Genomic DNA, 22,013 nt, shown 5'->3' with positions numbered 1-22,013 from the left:
ACGTCTTCCCAACTAAGAAAGGGGCCCGCAGGCCCCTTTTTATATTGAGACCTCATCCTCAGTGGCGACCGAAGGGCCACCAGGACTTGTCGTTGTCCAGAATGTCGACCCGGGTCTGCTGCAAGGCGCCGGGCTGGCCCCCTTCCACCCGCTCGAGGCTCACCCTGAACTGCTCGGTGGGCTCGACAAACCAGTCATCGATGATCAGCACCTTGACCGACTTGCTGCCCCCCTCGCCCGCGGCCCAGCTCACGGTCTGGCTGAACCAGGGCAGGAAATCCAGCCCCCAGCGCGCCGTGACCCCGTCAAGGGCCACCCGGGCCCGGGCCGGCTTGCTGAGATCGCCGCTTCGCACCAGGGGGATCTCGGCAAACCACTGCCCCTCGTTCACCGTGATACTGGCCTGAGCCAGCGAGATGGTGGACGGCGCCAGCTTGTCCTTGATGGTCACCAGGGTCTGGTGCTGATCCCCCAGGGTCGCGCCACTCGGGTCAAACAGCTCCAGGGTAAAGGTCTCGTCCCCCTCGTGCAGGGTGTCGCTTTTCACCGGGATGCTGATGGTCTGGGGCTCGCTCTGCCCGGCAGCCCAGTGCAGGGTACCGGTGAGGGGTGCCACGTCGCTTGCGTCCGCGCTGCCATGGACGATGCGATAACTCACACTCGCCTCCCCGTGGCTGCCATCGCTGCGACTGACACTCAGGGACAAGGTATTCCCCTCCTCCACGTTCGCAGCGGCGCTCTCGAGGCTCAATACCCCGGCGGGCGGCAGCGGATACTGGATGGCTACCAGCACCGGATCGTGATCCGAGGCGCTGAAGGGGCCCTCGGATTTCGCCAAGTGACCGCTGTACTTGCTGCCGTACTCGAAGAAGTTGCTCTCGGCGGAGTTGATGTGCCAATCCTCAATGCCGATCACCTTGGCCGCGAGGCTCGGGTTTGCCAGGGCGTGATCCAGGTTGCCGAGCTCCCCTTCATAGCTGTAGGAGTAGGTGTCGGTGCCGTGGAAGCGGGTGTTGAGGTTCACAAACCCATACCCCTTGCCAAGGGCGCTGCCGCTCTCCTCGAAGGGCTGGCCCGCCAGGGTGGTGAAGGAGGCGCTCATGATCTGGCGCGCCTGAGCGGCCGGATCATAGTCGGTCAGCACCCGGATGGGATCTTCCATGCCGTAGGCGTTCATGTCGCCGATGAGCAGCAGATCCCCGGCCAGATCCTTGAGGTGCTCCCCCAGCACCTTGGCGGCGGAGACCCGCAGCGCGTTGCAGTGACCCTGGCCATCCAGCGGATCGGCGCTGGCGTAGTCGGGGTAATCCTCGAAGCAGGCGGAGCCCTTGGACTTGAGGTGGTTGACCACCAGGGTCAGGGGCGCATCCCCCTTGGGCGAGCTGAAGCGCTGCACCAGCGACTCGCGCATCCCCTGATTGATGGTCACCGGCTTGCCGCTGGCGTCCACCGCCTCGGCCTGCTGCACCGGCAGCGCGATGAGGCCGGCGACCCCCTCCGGGGTCACCTTGGCGGGTCGGTAGATGAGGCCCACCGTGATGGCGTCGGTGCCAATGGGCTTGCCATCCGGCGAGGCAATCCAGCGGTAGTGATCCGCCTCGTCCGGCAGGGCCGCGTTCAAGGCCGCCACCAGGTTGGCGATGGCGGAGTTGTCACCGTAGCCGTTGTTCTCTATCTCCATCAGCCCCACCACGTCGGCATTGAGGCGGGTGATGGCGCTGACTATCTTGGTGCGCTGCAGCTCGAACTCCGCCACCGTCATGGCGCCCCGGTTGCTGCCGGTGGGGTTGGCATCGCCCCCCACCACCGTGGTGAAGAAGTTGAGCACGTTGAAGCTCGCGACCCGCAGATCCCCCGCCTCGGCGAGCTCGGGGGTTTCCACCCGATCCCAGCCGCTGTGATCTATCTGGCTGGCGTCGATGCGGTTGCTGGCCACCAGCCTGAACAGGTTGTAGGAGTAACCGAGGGCCCCCTCCAGCCCGTTGAGCTTGTCGCCGATGCGCAGGTAACCGTCCTCGGCGTTGAAGCCGGGGAACCAGGGCAGCACACCGTCCGGCGCCTTGGCGTCGGTCTCCACCACCAGCTGGTTCTGCTGGTTGCGAAGGGCCCAGTCGCTCGCCTCCTGGCTCATGGCGGCAAATTTCTGGGTCGACTTGATGAGCGGCGCGCCATAAGAGAGCACCAGGTTGTTGCGCTTGCCGTCGTAATCGAAGCTGAAGTTGCGGGTCACCACCAGGCTGGATTCAGGCACCAGCCGCACCTGCATCCCCTCGTGACGCTCCAGCAGCTCGGTCAGGCTCTCCCCCGCCACCGGCACCAGATCCACTGCCGCCGGCACTGCCCCAGCGGGCCGAGTCACCACCAGCTCGTCTGCGTTGATCTGGGTCTGGTTGAAATACTCCTTCACCTTGCCAGACACACACACCTCGGCCCCCGGCACGACGGCAGCGTTGGCCTTGGTGCTGTAGACGAAGAGGCCGTCGGAGGTAGCCGCATCCCCGTCCCCCTGCTCGTCCTGAATGAAGAAGCCCTTGTAGAGGCCGCTCACTACCTGGGTCACCACGCCGCGGGTGGCGTAAGCCTGTTCCGATTCGAACTTGCCGGCTGGCACCAGCGGGCTGCTGGTGCCCGGGCCCTGAATGGCGGGCACCGGCACCAACTGATCCACCGGGCAGACGAAGGCGGGCGGCTGGGTACCATCGCAGGGGCCATCGCCACTGCACCCCAGGCCACTGGCGTCATCTTTCGGGGCGGCCACGTATTCCTGCGCCGGATCAAAAGGGGACGTCGCATCAGTGCGGCCCATGGTGACGGTGGCCTTGCGGCGCAGGGTCATGTCCAGGGTCGAGACGTTGCCCGACACCCAGGCCGTGCCGGGATCCACCCCTACCTGGCCGACGCTGTCGATTATCTCGCTGCCGCGATAGAGCACCAGGGCGTCGTCACCGTTGAACACCAGGTTGCCGCTGGTCTGGGTCGTCTTGGCCAGGATCTCGGCATTTGCTGAGGGGTTGGCCAGCACCAGGGTGGCGCCCGGGGCGAGGGTGCCTTGCAGCGCCAGGCTGTTGGTGGGGGCATCGGTGATGGGTTTGCCGTTGGCGTAGAGGGCCAGCCGGTATTGGGAGAGATCGACGGCGTCGCTGCCGAGGTTGCTCAGCTCCACCGCCTTGTTGTTGCCCGAGCCTTCCAGGTATTCGGTGATGAGCAGTTGCGCCTGTGCCTGTCCAGCGAGGGCCAGCCCGACGGCCAGCGCCACCAGAGAGTGTCTTCCTGACATGGTCAGTTTCCTTTTTTATTTGCAGATCATGTTATTGGCGCCCCGCACAAGGCGGGCCGCAGCACCTTGGATGCAGCCATCAACGGGAGGCATGTCAGCCCCCGGCCGAAACTGCGCGCCCACTCTGCCCCGTCGGCGCCGGGGCTGCTGCGAGCTGGCTAACAATGACAACAAAATGTTGCGCCAAGGTGACGGGCAATACCCGAATGGGCAGTGTCTGCCATCGCTGCGCAGGAAGTTGTCGCCCCCCAGCCCCTGCTGGCGGCCTCTGTCAGGGAGCGACATCGGCGCCGGGGCAGACGGGGGGAACACTACGGCGGCCCCTGCCCGGTACCATTTCGTGAACAGCGCCAGTCACAGACTCCGGATCATGGACAAATCCATGGGTGCCATACCGGGCGCCACTCCCTTCGTGGCCCGAGAAGGCAGAAAACCGGGGGATGAGACTCTCTCCTGGTGCTCTAGTGGAACCGGTTCCAGTAATGACAGAAATAACAAGAGAGGGGATGACACAAACGTTTGTTGCTTTTGCGCTCGCGAATGGCAATAGTTCTCACTTTCTTTTTTGACCGTCTCTATTCTCGAGGTGCTACAAGATGTTTCGTCACCCCCTGGCAAAGTTGCTGCTGCTCGGCCAGCTCGTCCTGGTGAGCTGGATGGCGCAGGCCGCCCCCCCCGTTGAAGTGGAAGATGTGATGGGCCGCAAGGTCTCCCTCAGCCTTCCGGCAAACCGCATCGTGCTCGGTTTCTATCCCGAAGATTACCTGGCGGTGGCCGGTGAAGGCGGGGCCGAACGCCTGGTGGGCATGTCCCTGGGCTGGTTCATGAAGTCCCGTCCCGCCATCTGGTCTCTCTACGTGGCCAGCCAGCCACAACTGGCCAAGGTCCCCGACCTTGGCAACGTGCAGGATCAGAGTTTCTCCATCGAGAAGACCCTGGCGGTCAAGCCCGACCTGGTGATCCTGGCGAAGTGGCAATATGAAGCCCTGGCCGCGGACCTGCCACGCCTCGAGCAGGCGGGGATCCCGGTGGTGGTCATCGACTACAACGCCCAGACCCTGGCACAGCACATGGCGAGCACCCTGCTGCTTGGCAAGCTGACCGGCCAGGAGGCCCGCGCCCGGAAGATGGCCGACGAGTACAAGGCCAAGATTGACACCATCACCTCCCGCATTGCCGCCGCGAAGCGCACGCCGCCCCGGGTCTACATCGAGCTGGGTGACAAGGGTCCGGCCGAGTACAGCTACACCTATGGCAAGGACATGTGGGGCGCCATGGCCCTGCTGGCCGGTGGCGACAACGTGGCCGCCCCCTTCGTCGATCGCTGGGGCCCCATCCACCCGGAACAACTGCTGGCGAGCAAGCCCGAGGTGATCCTGATGGCGGGCTACGAGAGCGTGAGCAGTGCCGTCGCCATGCAGGTGGGCCAGGATGTGTCGGCAGAGACCGTGCGCCAGCGTCTGCAAGGCTTTGCCGCCCGTCCGGGCTGGAGCGAGCTGCCTGCGGTGAAGGAGGGTCGCCTCTACGCGGTCTATCACGGCGCCACCCGCAGCATCATGGATGCCGCCCTCATCGAGTTCATGGCCAAGGCCCTCTATCCGGACCTCTTCCAGGATCTCGATCCCCTGGCCACCTATCAGGCGTTCTACCAGCACTATCTGCCCATCCGTCCCCAGGGCACCTTCATGCTGGGCATCAAGCAGGATGACGCAAGCTAACCCCGGCACTTCGGGTGCGGCCCACCTCGGCCACCCCCTCTTCAGCAACCCTCTTGGATTGTGTGGGCGCCTCTTGCGGCGCCCGTTTCAGGATTGACATCATGAATGATTTGGCTGCCCTGCAGCAGACCCTCGCCCGGCAGCGGCAACGGGAGCGCCGTCGCTGGCACTGGCTCCTGCTGCTCGCCCTGGTCCTGTGCATTACCCTGGTGCTCGACATCGCCACCGGCCCCTCCTTGCTGGCCCTGCACGACGTGATCGATGCCCTGGTTTCCCCCACCCAGGCCGATCCCATGACCCGCACCATCGTCCACGACATGCGCCTGCCCATCGCCCTCATGGCCCTGGTGGTCGGCGCCTCTCTCGGCCTTGGCGGCGTGCAGATGCAGACCCTGCTGGACAACCCCCTCGCCAGTCCCTATACCCTCGGGCTCGCGGCGGCGGCGGGCCTTGGCGCGGCGCTGGCCCTCTACACCGGCGGCCTCGGACTTCCTCCCCTGGTGGCCATCCCGGCCGGTGCCTTCATTTTGTGCATGTTTGCCGCCTGCCTGCTGTTTGGACTGGCCATGATGCGCCATGTCAGCAGCCAGACCCTGATCCTGGCGGGCATCGCCCTGCTGTTCCTGTTCCAGTCCCTGCTCTCCCTGCTGCAGTTCCTCTCCTCCCCCGAACTCAACCAGCAGATCCTGTTCTGGCTGTTTGGCAGCCTGATGCGCACCACCTGGGACTCCCTGATCATCACCGCCGTCGTCACCCTGATCTGCACCCTGCTCATCTACCGGGATGCCTGGGCCCTCACCAGCCTGCGCCTCGGGGAAGCCCGCGCCCGCAGCCTCGGGGTCAACGTCGACAGACTGCGCATGAAGACCCTGGTGCTGGTTGCTCTGCTCACCGCCACCGCCACCAGCTTCGTCGGCGTGATCGGCTTCGTCGGCCTGGTGGCCCCCCATATCGCCCGCATGCTGGTGGGGGAAGATCAGCGCTTCTTGATCCCCCTCTCCGCCCTGTGCGGCGCCTGCATGCTCTCGGCGGCCTCGGTGCTCTCCAAGTCCATCATTCCGGGGGCCCTCTTCCCCATCGGCATCGTCACTGCGCTCATTGGCGTGCCCTTCTTCATCTGGTTGATCCTCGGCAGGGGGCGTAAACGTGCTTGAAATATCCCGACTCTCCCTCTCCCTCGGCCAGCAGACCTTGCTGCGGGATCTCAGCCTCACTCTGCATCCGGGTCAGGTCCATGTGATCATCGGCCCGAACGGGACCGGCAAGACCTCCTTGATGCGCACCCTCTTTGGTGAACTGACCCCGGACAGTGGCGACATTCGCCTCGGGGACCAGAGTGCCCGCCAGATGACACAAGCCAGGTGGCGCCAGCAGTTTGGCTACATGCCCCAGAACATCCAGCTGGAGCTGGACCTCAGCGTCATCGAAGTGGTGGTGCTGGGGCGCCTCGACAGCCTCTCCATGCGCCTCGCGGACGAGGACATCCTGGCTGCCGGCCGCGCCCTGCAGGCGCTCGGCATCGCCCATCTGGCGGATCGCCCCCTCTACTCCCTGAGCGGCGGCCAGCGGCAGATGGTGCTCTTCGCCCAGGTGCTGCTGCGCGACCCCCGCATCATGATGCTGGACGAGCCGGTCAGCGCCCTGGACCTGCACCACCAGATGCAACTGATGGAGCACCTGTGCCAGCAGACCCGGGAGCAGCAGTGGATCACCCTGGTGGTGCTGCACGATCTCAACCTGGCCGCCCAGTTTGCCGATCAGCTGATCGTGCTGGCAGGGGGAGATCTGCAGGCCTTCGGCCCCCCCGCCCGGGTGCTCGACGCGGCCCTCATCGAGCGCCTCTACCAGGTGCCGGTGGAGATAAGCCACGATCAGCACGGCATCCCCTTCCTCAGAACCCTGCGAAAGACATCATGACACAGTACTGCGCCACCCCGGCGACCACCGCCCCACGCGCTGGCGGGAGACGACCATGAACGGCGCCTCCTACTGGCGGGACTGGCAGGGCATGAGCCCGGCCGCCCGCCTGCTCATCACCAATGGGCTCGCCTTCAACCTCGGCTTCTACATGATGATGCCCTTCCTCGCCCAGCACATGGGCAGCGGGCTCGGCCTGGCCGGCTGGGCCTGCGGCCTCGTCATGGGGATGCGGGTCTTCAGCCAGCAGGGGCTCTTCCTGCTGGGCGGCACCCTTGGGGATCGCATCGGCTACCATCCCGCCATCGTCTGGGGCTGCCTGGTACGATCCTTGGGCTTCGTGCTGCTGGGCTGGGCCGAGTCACTGCCCATCCTGCTGCTGGCCGCCGCCCTCACCGGCTTTGCGGGGGCCCTGTTCACCCCCTGCGCCCAGGCCTACCTTGCCAGCGAATGCCACAACCCGGGCCAGCGTCAGCGCGCCTTCGCCCTGCACAATCTGGCCAGCGAGGCGGGCATGCTGATCGGCCCCCTGGTCGGCCTCACCTTGACCCAGCAGAGCTATTCCCTGACGGGGATCCTGGCGGCGAGCCTCTTCGCTCTGCTCGGAGTGCTGCAATACCGGGTGCTACCCAAACGCCCGGTGAGCAACCAGAGCCCCCGTGGCGCCATCTTGCGCCAATGGGGGGAGATAGTGCGCCAGCGCCCCTTCATGGGGTTCACCCTGCTGGCAGGCAGCTACCAGATCCTGTTCCACCAGCTCTACCTCGCCCTCCCCGCCCATATCCAGAGCCTGCCGGACGCCACCCACCTGCTCGGCGGCGTCTTCACCCTCTCGGCGGTGATCGGTGTCGTGCTCCAGCTCCCGGCCTCCCGCCTGGTGGAGCGCCGCCTGGGAGTACCGCTCGCCATGGGACTGGGGATAGGCATGATGGGCCTCAGCTATCTCGCCCTGCCCCTGCTGGCACCCTGGCCGACGGCAGGTGTGTTGACGCAGGTGACCCTGCTTTCCCTCGGCTCCATCCTCTGCTTCCCGCTTTTCGCCGCCCAACTGCCCCGCTACGCCCCCCCTGAGCAGCTCGGCAGCTACTACGGCTTCTATGCCAGCGCCGGGGGCTGCATGGCGCTCTTTGGCAACCTGCTCATCGGTTTCATGCTGGGGGATGCGGGCAGCCGCCCCGCCACCGCCATCTGGTACCTGCTTGCCCTCGCCGGGCTGCTGGCGGGAGTTGGCCTTTATTCCCAGCTGCGCAAGGATGGCCAGGTTCAGCCTGCTCCCCATCACTAAACAGGGCGGCCAAGGCCGCCCTGTTTTATTCCCTTTCTCCCCCTTCCACTCTCTGCCTTATCCGGCTAAACCGGCTTCAAAACCTTGTCAGATACGCGAGCAAGTTCGGCTGTACTCGATGAGCAAAACAACATCGGACATGCACGATAGCAATAAAAAGGACGCCATCGGGCGTCCTTGAAGAGGAAGACAGAGCAGGGTCAACTCCCCAGATGCAGCGCCAACCAGACCGCCAGCGGGATCACCACCACCGAGAGCGCATTGCCGCCGAGCACAATACTGGCCACCTTGTCGGGCTGACACTGGTACTGCTCGCACAGGATGTAATTCAATACCGCCGGGGGCAGCGCCACCGACAGCATCAGGAGTGGTATCCAGTCAGGTTCGAGGGGCAGCAGCCAGACGGCGAGCCCCAGGGAGAGGCCCCCCGCCAACAGGTAGAGCAGGTTGCACTTGATGGCCAGCCCCTGGTGATCCAGCTCCCCTTCCATCAGCCGAATGCCTAAGGCAAACAGCATCAGGGGCACCGCTATCTGGCCGAGCAGGGCGGCGCTGGTCACCAGGTATTCCGGCAGCGGGATATGCAGGTTGGCCACCAGCAGCCCGGCGAAGGCGGCCCAGAGCACGGGGCTTCTCAGCCAGAGCCAGCGGGAGCTGCTGGCAGAGAGGATGAACATGCCCACCGAGAAGTGGAGCAGGTTGGAGAGCACAAAGAGGATGACGATGGCGCCGAGCTGCTGCTCGCCAAAGGCGAGCACCATCAGCGGAATGCCGAGGTTGCCGGTGTTGCGAAACATGGCGGGCAGGATCAGCGCGGCCCGCTCTATCTCCTTGAGTTTGAGCAGGGAGAGCAGCAAGCCGGGCAGCAGGATCACCAAGGCACCGGCCCCCACAAGGGGCAAGTGCGCCGCGAGATCCAAGGGGTATTTCACCAGGGCCGAGAAGACCAGCGCCGGAGTAAAGAGTTCGATATTGGCCCGGTTGACATAACCCAGGGCCCCGCCCGGTCGCAACCGTCCATAGAGGGCGCCAAGGCCCACCACCGCAAACACGGGAATGACGATATTGAGCAGGGCGCTGAACATGGGTATCCCGTTTACAGTTCGCGGGCCGGGCGTCCCATCAGCACCACGGGGTCCAGCGTCACCTCCTGGCTGCCGTTGCTGACCCAGAGCTGGCCGTCGGAGATGGTGCAGGTGAGCTGCATGGTGCGCTCCACCATGGCCGCCAGGGGCAGGGTCTGGCTGTCGGAGAGTTCGATGACGCTCAGGTTGTCGTGCAGACCGAGCTTGCCCTGGTTCTGCTTCCACCAGACGCTGGTGCCACGACCGCCATAGAGGTAGAGCACCACCTGGCGAGAGCGGTTGCATGCCTTCTTGAGGCGGCGCTCGTCCGGCTGACCCAGCTCAATCCAGAGTTCAATCTCATCGGAATAGTTCTTGCACCAGAGCTCGGGCTCGTCGTCGGCAGAGAGCCCCTTGGTGAACTCCAGCCGCTCGGCGGCATGCCAGGCGAAGGCCGCTAGGCGGATCATCATGCGCTCGTCGGTCTCGGAGGGGTGACGGGCCAGGGTGAGGGAGAAGTCCTGATAGAGATTGCGATCCATGTCAGACAAGCTGATCTGGGCCTTGAAGATGGTTGCCTTGAGCGCCATAGAAGTCGTGAATACCTGATAAAAGAGAAGGGGGCGGACATGCCGGGCGTCAGTGTAATCAAAATGGCCGCCGGGTTCGACCGTCTTGCGCTCCCTTTACCCCATCAGGGGCGGGCAAGTGCTTCAGAAGACACAAAAAACAAATGCCAGTCGTGAGACTGGCATTTGGCGGCATGAACGAGAGTGACTCACTTCTCGGCGGACTTGACCCCGAAGGCATTGAGCAGCAGGCAGCAGGTCACTGCCACTGCCACGAACCCGCTCAGGAAGATAAAGGGCATGGCCCCATACCCCAATACAGTCCAGATGGTGTGTTCAAGCAGACTCATAGTGTGTCCTTCATCCAGTGAAATGGGTGTCCCTTTCGTGACGGGGTCGCCCCCGTTCCTGATAAGACTATTTGACCTCAACCCGCGCCTGAGTCCTATGCCACCAAAGTAATAAATGGGGCACCAGTTTGCGCCAGATCAAGGTTTTACCCCTCCCCGCCCCGTTTTTCTTCGCGCCCCCGCCCCAAACCGGAAAGGTATGCCCAACAAAAAGCGAGGCGACCTTGGGGTCGCCTCGCTCGATGTATGCCGTCGAGAGCCATCAGTAGAAGGTCTGCTGCTCCGCCGCCATCGCTTTCAGCCGCGCACAGGGGGCGAAGCGGTCGCCAAAGCGCTTCTGATGGTGCTCAAGACGCCCCACCAGATAGTCGATGCCGAGGCTGTCCATGTAGCGGAACGGACCGCCCAGGAAGGGGGGGAAGCCGATACCGAAGATGGCGCCGATGTCGCCATCCCGGGCCGAGGCCACCACGCCGCCATCCAGGGCCATGGCAGCTTCGTTGAGCATCAGCAGCACGCAGCGCTCGGCGATCTCCTGCCTGGCCAGTTTGGCCTGGGGCTTGACGCCCAGCACGTCGTAGACGCTCGCGTCCACCGTCTTCTTGCCCTCCTTGCCGGTGAGCTTGTTGCGCGGGGCCGCCTTGCCATAGAGATAGAAGCCCTTGCCGTTCTTGCGCCCCTTGCGATCGTCCTCCAGCAGCTTGTCAAAGGCCTTGGGCGCCTGGAACTGCTCGCCACCCAGCTCTTTTTCGAGGATGGGGGAGATCTTGGCCCCCACGTCGATCCCCACCTCGTCCAGCAGGGTGATGGGCCCGACCGGGAAACCGAAGTCGAGCAGAGCGCCGTCCAGTACCTCCACCGGCTCCCCTTCCAGCACCAGGCGCGCCGCCTCGTTCATGTAGGGCGCCAGGATACGGTTGACGTAGAAGCCCGCCTCGTCCTTCACCACGATGGGGGTCTTGCCCTGGGCCCGGGCGAAGGCCAGGGTGGTGGCCACCGTCTCGGCGCTGGTACCCGCGTGGGGAATGATCTCGGCCAGCGGCATCTTGTCCACCGGGCTGAAGTAGTGCAGCCCCACCACCCGCTCCGGATGCGTCGCCGCCGAGGCGATCTGGTGGATGGGCAGGGAGGAGGTGTTGGAGGCAAACACGGTGTGCTCCCCGCACTCGCGCTCCACGTCCTGCACCATCTGGTGCTTGAGGTTGATGTCCTCGAACACCGCTTCCACCACCATGTCCACCCGGTGGAAACCGGAATAGTCCAGGGTGCCGGTGAGCAGGCTCATCTGTTTCTCCAGCTCGCTGCGCAGCAGTTGGCGACGCTTGAGTTTCCTGGCGAGGAGGTCGTAGCTGTAACGCATGGCATTGCCGATGCCGGCGCTCGCCACATCCTTGATCCGCACCGGTACCCCCGCCTTGGTGGCGGTGACGAAGGCAATACCACCCCCCATCAGGCCGCCCCCCAGCACGGCGGCATGACCCACCTTGCGCGGCTCGGCCCCCTGATAGCTCACCTCTTTCTTCATCTCCGTGGTGGCGAAGAAGAGGGAGCGCAGGGCGGCGGATTCCGGCGTCATCACCAGCTCGCCGAAGTGGCGGGCCTCGGCCAGCAGGCCAGCCTGCATCCCCTCCTCCACGCCGATGCGCACCACCTCGATGATGCGCTCCGGCGCCGGGTAGTTGCCCCGGGTCTTGGCCTTGACCCCCTTGCGGGCCTGATCGAACAGCACCTTGCGACCAAATTTGTTGGTCTCCAGCACCTTGCCCTGCAGATCCCGTTTCAGGTGGTGGCGCGGCTTGCCCTTCTTGGCAAGCTTGATGGCGGCCTCCAGCAAAATGGACGGGGGCACCATGTCATCCACCAGCCCGAGCTTCCTGGCCTGTTTGGCCCGCACCTGCTTGCCGGTCAGCATCAGATCCAGTGCCTTGGCCACCCCGATGAGGCGCGGCAGGCGCTGGGTACCACCGGAGCCCGGCAGCAGGCCGAGCTGCACTTCCGGCAGGCCCAGCACGGTTTTACCGTGATCGGTCACCACCCGGCCATGACAGGCGAGCGCCAGCTCCAGCCCGCCGCCAAGGCAGGGGCCGTGAATGGCGGCGATCACCGGGATCCCCAGGGCTTCGATCTCGGCGAACACGTCCTGTCCGGCCCGGGACAGCGCTTCGGCATCCTGGGCGCTGGTGCAGGCCGCCAGCATGGCGATGTCGGCCCCGGCGATGAAGGAGTCCTTCTTGCCGGAGACGATCACCAGGCCGATCAGATCCCCGTTCGCTTTCACCTCGGCCAGCACGGTGCGGATCTCGTCTACGAAGGCGGCCTTCAGGGTGTTCATGCTCTCACCGGGCACATCCATGGTGAGGATGCCGATGCCGTCTTTGCGTATATCCAGAGAAAAAGTCTTGGCACTCATCATTCCACCTCCAGCACCATGGCCACACCCAGCCCACCCGCCGCACAGGCGGTGTTGAGCCCCAATCCCCCACCCCGACGCCGCAGCTCGTGCAGGGTCTGGGTGATCATGCGCGCCCCCGTGGCGGCAAAGGGGTGACCAAAGGCCAAAGAGCCGCCGAGCACGTTGAACTTCTCCATGTCCACCTCGCCGATGGCCTGATCCCGGCCCAGCTTGTCACGGGCAAATTCGGCGCTTGCAAACATCTTGAGGTTGGCGAGCGTCTGGGCGGCAAAGGCTTCGTGCATGTCGATGAGGGTCAGATCCCCAAGGGTGATGCCGGCACGGTCCAGCGCCAGCGGCGTGGCATAGGAGGGGCCCATCAGCATGTCCTGCCAGACATCGATGGCGGAAAACGCGAAGCTGCGGATGTAACCCAGCGGCTCCAGACCCAGCTCGCGGGCCCGCCCTTCACGCATCATCAGCACGGCGGCGGCGCCGTCGGTAAGCGGAGTGGCGTTGGCGGCGGTCACCGAACCGTGGGCCCGGTCAAAGACCGGTTTGAGCTTGGCGTAACTCGCCAGATCCGAGCTTTCACGGATGTTGTTGTCCCGCTCCAGCGGCGACTTGTAGGGGGGCACGTGGGCGGTGAACACCTCGCCATTCAATTTGCCCTGCGCCCAGGCTTCGGCCGCCAGGGTGTGGGAGCGGTGGGCCAGCGCATCTTGCGCCTCGCGGCTGATCTGGTGGGTCTTGGCCATCTGCTCGGCGGTCTGCCCCATGGAGAGACCGGTGGAATACTCGGCCACGGCCGGGGGCACCGGCAGCAGGTCCTTCAAGCGCAGACGGCGCAGAATATTGAAACGCTGCTGGAGGTTGCGCGCCTTGTTGAGATCCACCAGGGCGCGGGCCAGAGACTTGCTGACCCCGATGGGCAGCACGGAAGAGGAGTCGGCACCGCCGGCGATGGCGATGTCCACCGTGCCGGCCATGATGGATTCGGTGACATTGGCCACCGCCTGGAAACTGGTGGCGCAGGCGCGCGACACGCTATAGGCATCGGTGCTGACGCTCATGCCGGTGCCGAGCACGATCTCCCGGGCGATGTTGGGCGCTTCCGGCATCTGCACCACCTGGCCGAACACCAGCTGATCGATGAGCTTGGGGTCGAGATCGGTGCGGGCGAGCATCTCGCTCACCACCAGTTTGCCCAGATCCACCGCAGGCACGCCGTGAAAAGCGGTGGCCTGCTTGGCAAAGGGGGTGCGCAGACCCGCCACGACGGCTATCCGTTCGCCCTGGCGAGTCGTCAGTTTCAATGGCTGTTTCATCCTGGCTCCTTGGGTTAAAAAGGCAGAGGTCTGACCTCATTGCGCCACATCTTAACAATCCAATCACAACTTTCATACGGCTGATTGAAACTAAATTGTCCCCATCTTGCCACCCTCCCTCGCCCTTGTGAGCCAACTGGGGTATAAAAAGATCAACTTCCATAAAAACAACGGGTTTATCGCATGGCAGCGGCCGAGTTCAGAGCACTTGGAGACTATCTGGGCAGCCAGATCCTGGGACAGGGCCCCCTCATCGAGGGGCTGCTGATCGCCCTCTTATGTGAAGGACATGTGCTGATCGAGGGGGCCCCCGGTCTTGCCAAGACCCGGGCGGTCAAGGCGCTGGCCGGCGCCGTGGAGGGGCGCTTTGCCCGTATCCAGTTCACCCCGGATCTGCTGCCCGCCGATCTCACCGGCAGCGAGGTCTTCCATCCCCAGGATGCGAGTTTCGTGTTTCAACCCGGCCCCCTGTTCAACCATCTGGTGCTGGCGGACGAGATCAACCGGGCGCCGGCCAAGGTGCAGTCCGCCCTGCTGGAGGCCATGGCCGAGCACCAGATCACCGTGGGCAAGAAGAGCTGGCGCCTACCCTCCCTCTTCATGGTCGCCGCCACCCAGAACCCCATCGAGCAGGAAGGGACCTATCCCCTGCCGGAGGCCCAGCTCGATCGCTTCTTGCTCAAGCTGCTGGTGGATTACCCCAGCCCCGCCATGGAGCTGGCCATCCTTCAACTCAACGCCCGCGGCGACGCCCTGCCGACGCCGCCGGTCACCCTGAGCCAGTCCGACTTGCTGGAAGCTCGCACCGCCGTTCAGGGGGTACAGATGCAGGGGCGCCTCGAGCACTATCTGGTGCAACTGGTGTGCGCCACCCGACCCGGCAGCGGCCTGTGCCCCGAGTTAGACCCCCTGGTCGCGGTGGGGGCCAGTCCCAGAGCCAGCATCGGCCTCGCAAGAGCCGCACGGGCCCGGGCCTGGCTCGCCGGGCGCGACTTCGTGCTGCCCGAAGACATCCAGCAACTGGCGCCAGCCGTGCTGCGCCACCGCCTCATCCCGAGTTATCAGGCGCTGGCGGACAACCTCGATAGCGAGGCGCTCATCACCCTGCTGCTGGATGCCATTCCATGCCCCTGAACCGGCCCCCACAGGCAGCCCTAGCGCCATGACCCCCGTCGCCGAGCCCCGGGATCACCCCGACATCGCCCTCACCCTCCAGCGGCTGCTGGCGGTGCGCCTCTGGACGCGCCAGGACGAGCGTGCCCGCATTCATCAGGCGGCCCAGGGGCGTATCGGGCGCCAGCCCGGGCTCCATTTCAGGGAGCTTCGCCTCTATCAGGCCGGTGACGAGGTGCGTCACATCGACTGGCGGGTCACCGCCCGCCTCGGCCGCCCCCACACCCGCCTCTACGGGGAAGAGCAGGATCAGGCCCACTGGTTGCTGCTGGATCTCTCACCCGCCATGTACTTTGGCTCCCGCGCCCAGCTCAAGGCCCGCCTTGGCTGCGAGCTGGCCGCCGCCCTGCTCTGGCAGGGGGAGAAACAAGCCAATACCTTGATCTGCCAGGGCGCAGTCCCCCACACAGAGCACCAGCGCGGCTCTCTCATGCCTCTGCTGGAAGCGCTCTGCCGCCATTACGAGGCAGGGCTGGATCGCGCCCCCCCACCCTGGACGCTGGCCCATACCCTGGCACGACTCACCCTGCCCCACGGGGCCAGATTGACCCTGATAAGCCATCACCAGGCACCGGACCAGGCCCTCTGCCAGCAGTTGCAACGCCTTCGCCTGCGCCACGATATCCACTACTGGCAGATCCGCGATCCCCTGGAAGCCGCCCTGCCCGAGCAGGGGCAGCTGGCAGTGCAGGCAGGCAGACACAGCGGTTGGCTCGCGGGAGAAGACCCCCGCTTTCGCGCCCGCTATCAGAGGGCGGCCGACGAACAGGCCGAGGCCTGTCGCCAGCAGTTGCTGCCCCTGGTGACGCGCCTCTATCGCCTCGACAACGGCGCCACCCTGCAACGCCAGTGGCAGGAGGGCGGATGCCGTCTGTTTTGAGGGGGGAGCAGGGCGTGCCCGCACCGGATGCATATCGCCAGCCCTCGTCCAGCGAGTCCTTGCAAGCCATCCGTGCCGAGCTGCGTGACATCCACCAAGGCCCCGCTCTCGAGCCTGCACAGGATCCTCGCCTGATGGCCCTCGGGGGGCTGCTGATCGCGGCGATCGCCGCTTGCCTGATCGCCACGACTGCCCTCACCCTGTTGCGCCAGCGCCGCTGGGCGCACCGGATAGACTGGCAGGCAGACGATCTCGTCCCCAGGCTGCAGGATGCCCTGCGAGAAGCGGCCATGGCCCGCTGGCCCGAGGCGGCCCCCCTGCAAGGGGAGGCCTGGCTCGCCTGGCTGGACAGCAAGGGGGGGAGCGATTTTTCCCGGTTTGCCGCCCAGTGGCCGCTCTGGCTCTATGGGGGCAGAGTGCCCGATGAGGCGCAGCGCAAAAGATTGCGCCTCGCCTATCTCGCCTGGGGGCGACGCTGCGTCAGTGCGCCGCGATTCCCGGCAAGCAAGCGAGGGGCACCTCCCCCGGAGGGTACGCGATGATCCTCGCCTGGCCCTGGTTTTCCCTCGCCCTCGCCTTGCCGCTGCTGGTGCGCTTCGGCCTGCCTCCCATGAAGGGGCGCAAGGGAGGAAACCGGCTCGTTCACGGAGGTTTTCCCCTGCTCCAGCCCCAGGCGGGGCAGCCCTTGTGGCGTATGATGCTCTGCTGGTGCGCCCTGGTACTGGCCCTGTGCCGCCCCCAGTGGCAGGAGCCCCCGATCATTCACTACCAGAGCAGCCGGGACCTCATCCTGGCGGTGGATCTCTCCGACAGCATGCGCACCCAGGACATGCTGGATGACGGAGAGCAAACGGACAGGCTTGCCGCGGTGCGCCAGCAGATAAGCAACCTTGTCGCCTCCCGCCCGGGGGATCGCATCGCCCTTGTCGTCTTTGCCGATCACGCCTATCTGCTCTCCCCCCTCACCCAGGAGACCGGGGCTCTGCTCACCCTGGCCAGGGAGCTCGACTTCGATCTGGTGGGGCGCACCACGGCCCTGGGGGAAGCCATCCTGCTGGCACGCCAGCACGCCGACCCCACCCGCCCCACCGCCCTGCTGCTGGTGACGGACGGGCGCAATACCTCGGGCAATGCGGATCCCCTGACCGAGGCCAGGCTCGCCGCCAAAGCAGGCATCCGTATCTATACCCTGGGGGTGGGCGCCGACCCCGACACCTTCGCCGCGCCCGCAGGGGACGCCGATCCCAGTGCCGAACTGGATGAAGCCCTGTTGCAGCAGTTGGCGACGCTGGGAGGAGGCCGCTATTTTCGCGCCCGCAACCGGGGCGATCTCGCCGCCATCAACCAGGCCATCGACACCCTGGAGCCCCTCGCCCGGCCCCAGACCCTCTCTCGGCCCCACCAGGAGCTCTACCCCTGGCCACTGGCCCTGGCCTGGCTGCTGCTCTGCTGGCCAGCCCGCTGGCGCATCCCCCTGTCACACAGGCCATCCCATGAGTAGGCAGGCCATGATGGTGGCACCATGGAGCTGACCTTGCTGCGCCCCCTCTGGTTGCTGGCCCTGCTCCCCTGGCTGTGGCGGGGGTGGCGCCGCCGCCGCGATCCCGGCTTGCTCTCCCCGGCCATGCAGGCCTATCTGCTGCCGAGCCGCCATCGGGCCATCCCCTGGCGCTGGCTTGCCTGTCTGCCGGTGATCCTGGCGCTCTCGGGCCCCGCCCTGCGCCAGCAGAGTCTCCCCATGCCGAGCCCGGCCCTCGATATCTGGCTGCTGGATCTCTCCGACTCCATGCTGGCACAGGATCTGGCGCCGGACCGGGCAACCCGGGTGAGACTGGGATTGCAGGAGATGCTGGCCGACATAGCGCGGCAGGACGCGGCCCATCCCATCGCCCTCATCCTGTTTGCCGGGGATGCCTACCTCGCCATGCCTCCCACCCGGGATCATCAGGCCATCGCCCTGCTGCTGCCGGACCTGCGCCCGGCCATCATGCCTGTCCAGGGCAGCGCCCCCGAGCGCGCCGTTGCCCTGGCCCTCACCCTGATCCCGCCGGGCCAGTCCGCCCGTCTGCTGCTCGTGACCGACGGCCTCTCCGGGACAGCGCGCGATCGCATCGCAGCCCTCTGGCCCTGCCTCAACGACCTGTTCTGCAAGGCAGGCTCGGCCCCGCGGCTCGACATCCTGCTGGCCAGCGGGGGCAAGGAGACCCGGCTGCCCGGCGTGGCTGCCGAGCGCTGGCAGCTCGGCAGCCCGATCGGTCACACCTTGCCTGCGCCCGACGAGGAGGCCATGACCGCCCTTGCCGCCAGCACTGGAGGCAGGCTGGCCTGGCTTGATTCCGGCCAGCCCCGCTTTGCCCCCCTGCCCATGGGCCAGGCCCTGACGCAGGGGCAATCCCGGGATCTCGGCCCCTGGCTGCTCATCCCCTTGCTCCCCCTGGCGCTGCTGGCGCGGATCGGCGCCCACTGGCTGCTGGTGATCCTCGTCATTGGCGTCGCGCCCCCTTCCCTGCAGGCGGCCTCCCGACAAGATGAAGCAGGCTGGCAGGCTTATCGCCAGGGACACTATCGGGAAGCGGCCAACACCTTCCAGGATCCGGTCTGGCAAGGCAACGCCTGGTATAGAGCCGGGGATTACGCCAGGGCAGTCGCTGCCTATGGCAGGGCAAACAGCGCCACCGCCCACTACAACAGGGGCAATGCCCTGGTCTGGCTCGGGGATCTTGCCGCCGCGGAGCAGGCCTATCTGAGCGCCCTTCGCCTTGAACCTGGGCACAGGGATGCCTTGCACAACCTGGCCCTGCTGCGGGCCAACCCGCCGCAGACAACGCCCTCGGCAAATGCCCCGGAGCAGGTTGACACTCCCGACCCCGCCCACGCCTCAGAGGCTCCCCGCCCCCCGGCGCCCCCCGTGCTGCTGCTGGAGCAGCGTCTTCGCAAGGAGGCCCTGCGCCGCCCCCTGATCAAGGTGGAGGAGCCCTGGTGATCCTCGTACTGCGCTTGCTCTCCCCCCGGATCGGCTGCTGGCTGCTGCTCGCCCTGTGCGCCATGCGGGTGCAGGCCGCCCCTGTCGAGGCCGAGCTGTTGCCGGGGGCGAGCGAGCGTGACTGGCTGCTCGTCATCGAGGCCGACGGGCTGCACCGCGATGAGGATCTCAACCTGCAACCGCTGCTGCGCCAGTTTGCGGTCGGGCGGGTCAGTATCCAGCGGGTCAGTGCCCAGAGCCGCAGCCTGACTCGCTGGCAGATCCCCCTGCACCTGCTCGATACCAGCCCGCGCCAGGTGCCCTCCCTGCCCCTTGGCGCCGATCTCACCCCCTCCCTGGCGGTGCCGACACGTTCCCTGGACGGCACCCTGATGCCGACACAAGACCCGGTATTCTCTCCGGTCGAGCTGCAGGCCCGGGTGCTCCATGAGGGGAATCTCTACCCCGGCCAGCCCTTCATCTATGAGCTGACCCTCTGGCTGCCTGCCAACCTGGAGGCCCCCAACCTCGGCGAGCCCATCACCCCGGCCTTTACCATCCGCCGCCTCGGCGAGGACCGCTGGGACTCTCCCGCCAGCCCCGGCCTGCCCGGGCGTCTCACGCGAAAATGGCTGCTGCAGGCCAAAGGGCCCGGGCTCCATCCCATCGAATCCCCCCGCTTTCAGGGGCGGTTGCCGCACCAGGATGCGGCCGGTGCGACCGCGCCGGGCAACGCGGGGGATCTGCTGTCCGCCAGGGCGGCGACCCTCTTCATCAAGGTGGACAAGGCCCCCCTGGAGCCGGTGGCGAGCAGCCTGGTGTTGCGCCAGCAGTTCAGCCCGGCGCAGGCCAGGGTGGGTGAGCCGGTGATCCGCACCCTCACCCTGGTGATGGAAGGGGGGGATGGCAACCGCCTGCCCCCCTTGCCGGCCCCGCCCCTGCCCGCCGGCCTCTCCATGAAGCCGGACGGCGAGCAGCAACAGGAGCGATTCGTGGCCGAGGGGGCGCTTCGCTTCGAGCGCCAGTGGCGCCAGGCCCTGACCGCCGACGAGGCGGGGCGCTATGTGCTGCCCCCCCAGACCCTTCGCTGGTTCAACACCCAGAGCGGCCGCATCGAGGAGGCGCGCCTGCCCGCACATTCTCTGGTGTTCACGGCAAGGGAGAGCGCCACTCCCGCCTCCCCCGCACCAGGGGTCCAGTATCTCTATTGGGTGCTCCTGGCCATCCTGCTGCGGGCATTCATGCGCCGCTGGCCGCGCTGGCGCGCCTTCTATCGCCTGCAACGGGCCCTCGCAACGGGCTCTCCTGACGAGACCAGAGAAACCCTGCTGACCTGGGCCGCCCTGCGCTGGGACACCCCCAGTCTTCATCTGACCAGGCTGCCCTGTCACCGCGACCCCGCCATGGGGGCGCTGCTGGACGACCTGGATCGGGCCTGTTTTGCCCCCGTACTCGCCCCTGGCGAACACCTGCCCAGACAGGCGCTCGCCAGGGAGTTGTGCACCTGGGAGAGCTTTGCGATAGCCTATGGTCTTCGAATACTGGCGTGGATGCGTGCATGATGCGCCCCTCATGAAACAGGACACCCCTTTATGGCGTTAGGTTTTTTCAGAAGAAAAAGGGCCGACACGGGAAAGGATCCCTGCGCTTCTCCGGTCTATGGGGAGATGGCAGACAAACAAACCAAGTACGAAGCCCTGGTGCACGCCCTGCACGGGGACATCTACCGCTACGCCTACTGGCTGTGCCGGGATCCGCAAATCGCCGAGGATCTGGTGCAGGAGACTTTCCTGCGCGCCTGGAAGGCGATAGATACCCTGCTGGACGACAAGGCTGCCAAGGCGTGGCTCATCACCATATTGCGGCGGGAGAATGCCCGCCGCTTTGAGCGAAAGCAGTTCGATCTCGTCGACCTCGACGAGCACCCCCTGCGGGATCAGGGTGTCCTGCCAAGCGAGCAGGAGATGGAGCACGAATGGCTCAGGCGCCACATCGCCCGCCTGCCTGCCGAGTATCAGGAGCCGCTGCTGCTGCAGGTACTGGGGGGATTCAGCGGAGAAGAGATCGCCGAGCAACTCGGCCTGAACAAGAACACCGTCATGACAAGGCTGTTTCGCGCCCGCAACCAGATAAAAGAGGCCATGGAGTCTGCGAAACAACAGAGAGGACACACCAATGGATGAGCTTGAATTTCGCCGCCGGGCCATCACTCACCCCTCGGACAGGGATCCCGCCTTCCTGAAAGCCGCCGAGGCGTCACCGGCCAATCGCAAGCATCTGGACGAGATGCAGCAGCTCGAGCGCCAGGTGCGCAGCACTCTGGAAGTGGACGTACCGGCCGGTCTTGCGGAGCGGATCCTGCTCAGGCAGGCGATGGCAGCCGAAGAGGAGCAGGTGGTCCCGCTACCCGCCACTCCTGCACGCACGCCATGGCGCGCTCTGGCCATCGCGGCTTCGGTCGCCTTCCTGCTCGGCATGAGCACCCGCTGGATCAGCTGGCCTGTGGCACCGGACACCCTGTCGCTGGCTCAAGTCGCCATGTCCCACGTTTATGGGGAAGAGCCCTTCATTCATGCGGTGGATGAGCGGGTCAGCCTGCACACCATCAACGCGAAAATGGAGAAATATGGCGCCACCCTGAGCGAGATGCCGGGCATGAAGGTAACCTATGTCAACCACTGCGCCTTCTACCAGGGACCGGCCCTGCACATGGTGCTGCAGGGCAAGATGGGACCGGTCACCCTGTTCCTCGTCCCCAAGCACCTGCCACTGACGATCCAGTCCGATTTTGCAGACGGGACCCTCAAGGGGGAGATACTGCCGCTCAAGGGGGCCAACATGGTGCTCATCGGAAACATGCAGGAGCCCCTCGCCCCGGTTGCCCGCCAGCTTGAGTCACGCCTGCACTGGTCCATTTAACAGACCTTGACCCAGGCTGACTCGTCCTCCGCCTCAGCCACATCACAGGCAGACATCCTCATTGTCTGCCTGTTCATCCCCACATCCCCGCATGTTCCCGCCCATTGCCCGCGCGAAGTCACATTTTTACTATTTATTTTAAATGACGCAAACGGCACCATTTGTGCTTTATTTATCCA

18 protein-coding genes are annotated in these 22,013 nt (G+C 65.6%); 12 read left to right on the top strand and 6 right to left on the bottom strand.

The annotated features are described in order from the left end of the window. Positions 1-58 precede the first annotated feature (58 nt). Complete coding sequence (locus AB5Y68_RS03590) at positions 59-3,277, bottom strand: ExeM/NucH family extracellular endonuclease (protein WP_039039123.1); 3,219 nt, start codon at positions 3,275-3,277, stop codon at positions 59-61. 596 nt (positions 3,278-3,873) lie between these two features. On the opposite strand from AB5Y68_RS03590, the gene AB5Y68_RS03585 reads away from it, so the two are divergent. The 4 genes from AB5Y68_RS03585 to AB5Y68_RS03570 all read left to right on the top strand — a co-directional run bounded on the left by AB5Y68_RS03585 (position 3,874) and on the right by AB5Y68_RS03570 (position 8,197). Next, positions 3,874-4,995, top strand: coding sequence for an ABC transporter substrate-binding protein (locus tag AB5Y68_RS03585; RefSeq protein WP_039039122.1), 1,122 nt, complete (start codon positions 3,874-3,876; stop codon positions 4,993-4,995). A 101-nt stretch (positions 4,996-5,096) separates the two neighbouring features. Next, the gene (locus AB5Y68_RS03580; protein ID WP_039039121.1) at positions 5,097-6,149 is read left to right on the top strand and encodes an iron ABC transporter permease; all 1,053 of its coding nucleotides are present in this window, start codon (positions 5,097-5,099) and stop codon (positions 6,147-6,149) included. Next, positions 6,142-6,912: an ABC transporter ATP-binding protein gene (locus AB5Y68_RS03575; protein WP_010674674.1), complete on the top strand. Its 771-nt coding sequence runs from the start codon at positions 6,142-6,144 to the stop codon at positions 6,910-6,912. Before AB5Y68_RS03580 ends, AB5Y68_RS03575 begins: the two co-directional genes overlap by 8 nt. Positions 6,913-6,967: 55 nt before the next feature. Next, complete coding sequence (locus AB5Y68_RS03570) at positions 6,968-8,197, top strand: MFS transporter (protein WP_039039119.1); 1,230 nt, start codon at positions 6,968-6,970, stop codon at positions 8,195-8,197. A 200-nt stretch (positions 8,198-8,397) separates the two neighbouring features. Here the strand turns inward: AB5Y68_RS03570 and AB5Y68_RS03565 are convergent, their stop codons facing one another. From AB5Y68_RS03565 to fadI, 5 genes are all read right to left on the bottom strand, one after another. Continuing rightward, positions 8,398-9,282 carry an AEC family transporter gene (locus AB5Y68_RS03565; protein WP_039039118.1) on the bottom strand — a complete coding sequence of 295 codons (885 nt, stop codon included), beginning with the start codon at positions 9,280-9,282 and terminating at the stop codon, positions 8,398-8,400. 11 nt (positions 9,283-9,293) lie between these two features. Beyond that, on the bottom strand, positions 9,294-9,851 hold the full coding sequence (locus AB5Y68_RS03560) for a YaeQ family protein (RefSeq protein WP_010674671.1): 558 nt from the start codon (positions 9,849-9,851) through the stop codon (positions 9,294-9,296). Between the two features lie 188 nt (positions 9,852-10,039). Then, entirely contained in the window at positions 10,040-10,180 is a 141-nt protein-coding gene (locus tag AB5Y68_RS03555) for a TIGR02808 family protein (RefSeq protein ID WP_010674670.1), read from the bottom strand. Between the two features lie 262 nt (positions 10,181-10,442). After that, on the bottom strand, positions 10,443-12,590 hold the full coding sequence (gene fadJ / locus AB5Y68_RS03550) for a fatty acid oxidation complex subunit alpha FadJ (RefSeq protein ID WP_039039172.1): 2,148 nt from the start codon (positions 12,588-12,590) through the stop codon (positions 10,443-10,445). After that, a complete protein-coding gene (gene fadI / locus AB5Y68_RS03545; RefSeq protein ID WP_039039117.1) occupies positions 12,590-13,900 on the bottom strand; it encodes an acetyl-CoA C-acyltransferase FadI in 1,311 nt (436 codons plus the stop codon). Before fadI ends, fadJ begins: the two co-directional genes overlap by 1 nt. A 183-nt stretch (positions 13,901-14,083) precedes the next feature. Between fadI and AB5Y68_RS03540 the strand changes: the two genes are divergently transcribed. The 8 genes from AB5Y68_RS03540 to AB5Y68_RS03505 all read left to right on the top strand — a co-directional run bounded on the left by AB5Y68_RS03540 (position 14,084) and on the right by AB5Y68_RS03505 (position 21,834). Continuing rightward, positions 14,084-15,034 carry a MoxR family ATPase gene (locus AB5Y68_RS03540; RefSeq protein WP_039039116.1) on the top strand — a complete coding sequence of 317 codons (951 nt, stop codon included), beginning with the start codon at positions 14,084-14,086 and terminating at the stop codon, positions 15,032-15,034. A 28-nt stretch (positions 15,035-15,062) separates the two neighbouring features. Further along, complete coding sequence (locus AB5Y68_RS03535) at positions 15,063-15,953, top strand: DUF58 domain-containing protein (protein WP_039039115.1); 891 nt, start codon at positions 15,063-15,065, stop codon at positions 15,951-15,953. Beyond that, positions 15,938-16,495 (top strand): DUF4381 family protein, encoded by a 558-nt coding sequence (locus AB5Y68_RS03530; protein ID WP_234704006.1) that lies wholly within the window; start codon positions 15,938-15,940, stop codon positions 16,493-16,495. The genes AB5Y68_RS03535 and AB5Y68_RS03530 overlap by 16 nt, the downstream gene beginning before the upstream one ends. Further along, on the top strand, positions 16,492-17,454 hold the full coding sequence (locus AB5Y68_RS03525; protein ID WP_039039113.1) for a VWA domain-containing protein: 963 nt from the start codon (positions 16,492-16,494) through the stop codon (positions 17,452-17,454). Before AB5Y68_RS03530 ends, AB5Y68_RS03525 begins: the two co-directional genes overlap by 4 nt. Before the next feature lie 21 nt (positions 17,455-17,475). Further along, the gene (locus AB5Y68_RS03520; protein ID WP_039039112.1) at positions 17,476-18,936 is read left to right on the top strand and encodes a VWA domain-containing protein; all 1,461 of its coding nucleotides are present in this window, start codon (positions 17,476-17,478) and stop codon (positions 18,934-18,936) included. 62 nt (positions 18,937-18,998) lie between these two features. Next, positions 18,999-20,477 (top strand): BatD family protein, encoded by a 1,479-nt coding sequence (locus tag AB5Y68_RS03515; RefSeq protein ID WP_052258792.1) that lies wholly within the window; start codon positions 18,999-19,001, stop codon positions 20,475-20,477. Positions 20,478-20,507: 30 nt separating this feature from the next. Further along, on the top strand, positions 20,508-21,098 hold the full coding sequence (locus tag AB5Y68_RS03510) for a sigma-70 family RNA polymerase sigma factor (protein WP_080769901.1): 591 nt from the start codon (positions 20,508-20,510) through the stop codon (positions 21,096-21,098). Continuing rightward, positions 21,091-21,834, top strand: coding sequence for a DUF3379 domain-containing protein (locus tag AB5Y68_RS03505; protein WP_039039110.1), 744 nt, complete (start codon positions 21,091-21,093; stop codon positions 21,832-21,834). The genes AB5Y68_RS03510 and AB5Y68_RS03505 overlap by 8 nt, the downstream gene beginning before the upstream one ends. Positions 21,835-22,013 lie beyond the last annotated feature (179 nt).

It is taken from the genome of Aeromonas sp. R6-1, from assembly GCF_040908165.1.
Taxonomy (GTDB): Bacteria; Pseudomonadota; Gammaproteobacteria; order Enterobacterales; family Aeromonadaceae; genus Aeromonas; species Aeromonas caviae.
This window is presented reverse-complemented; position numbering and strand designations above follow the sequence as displayed.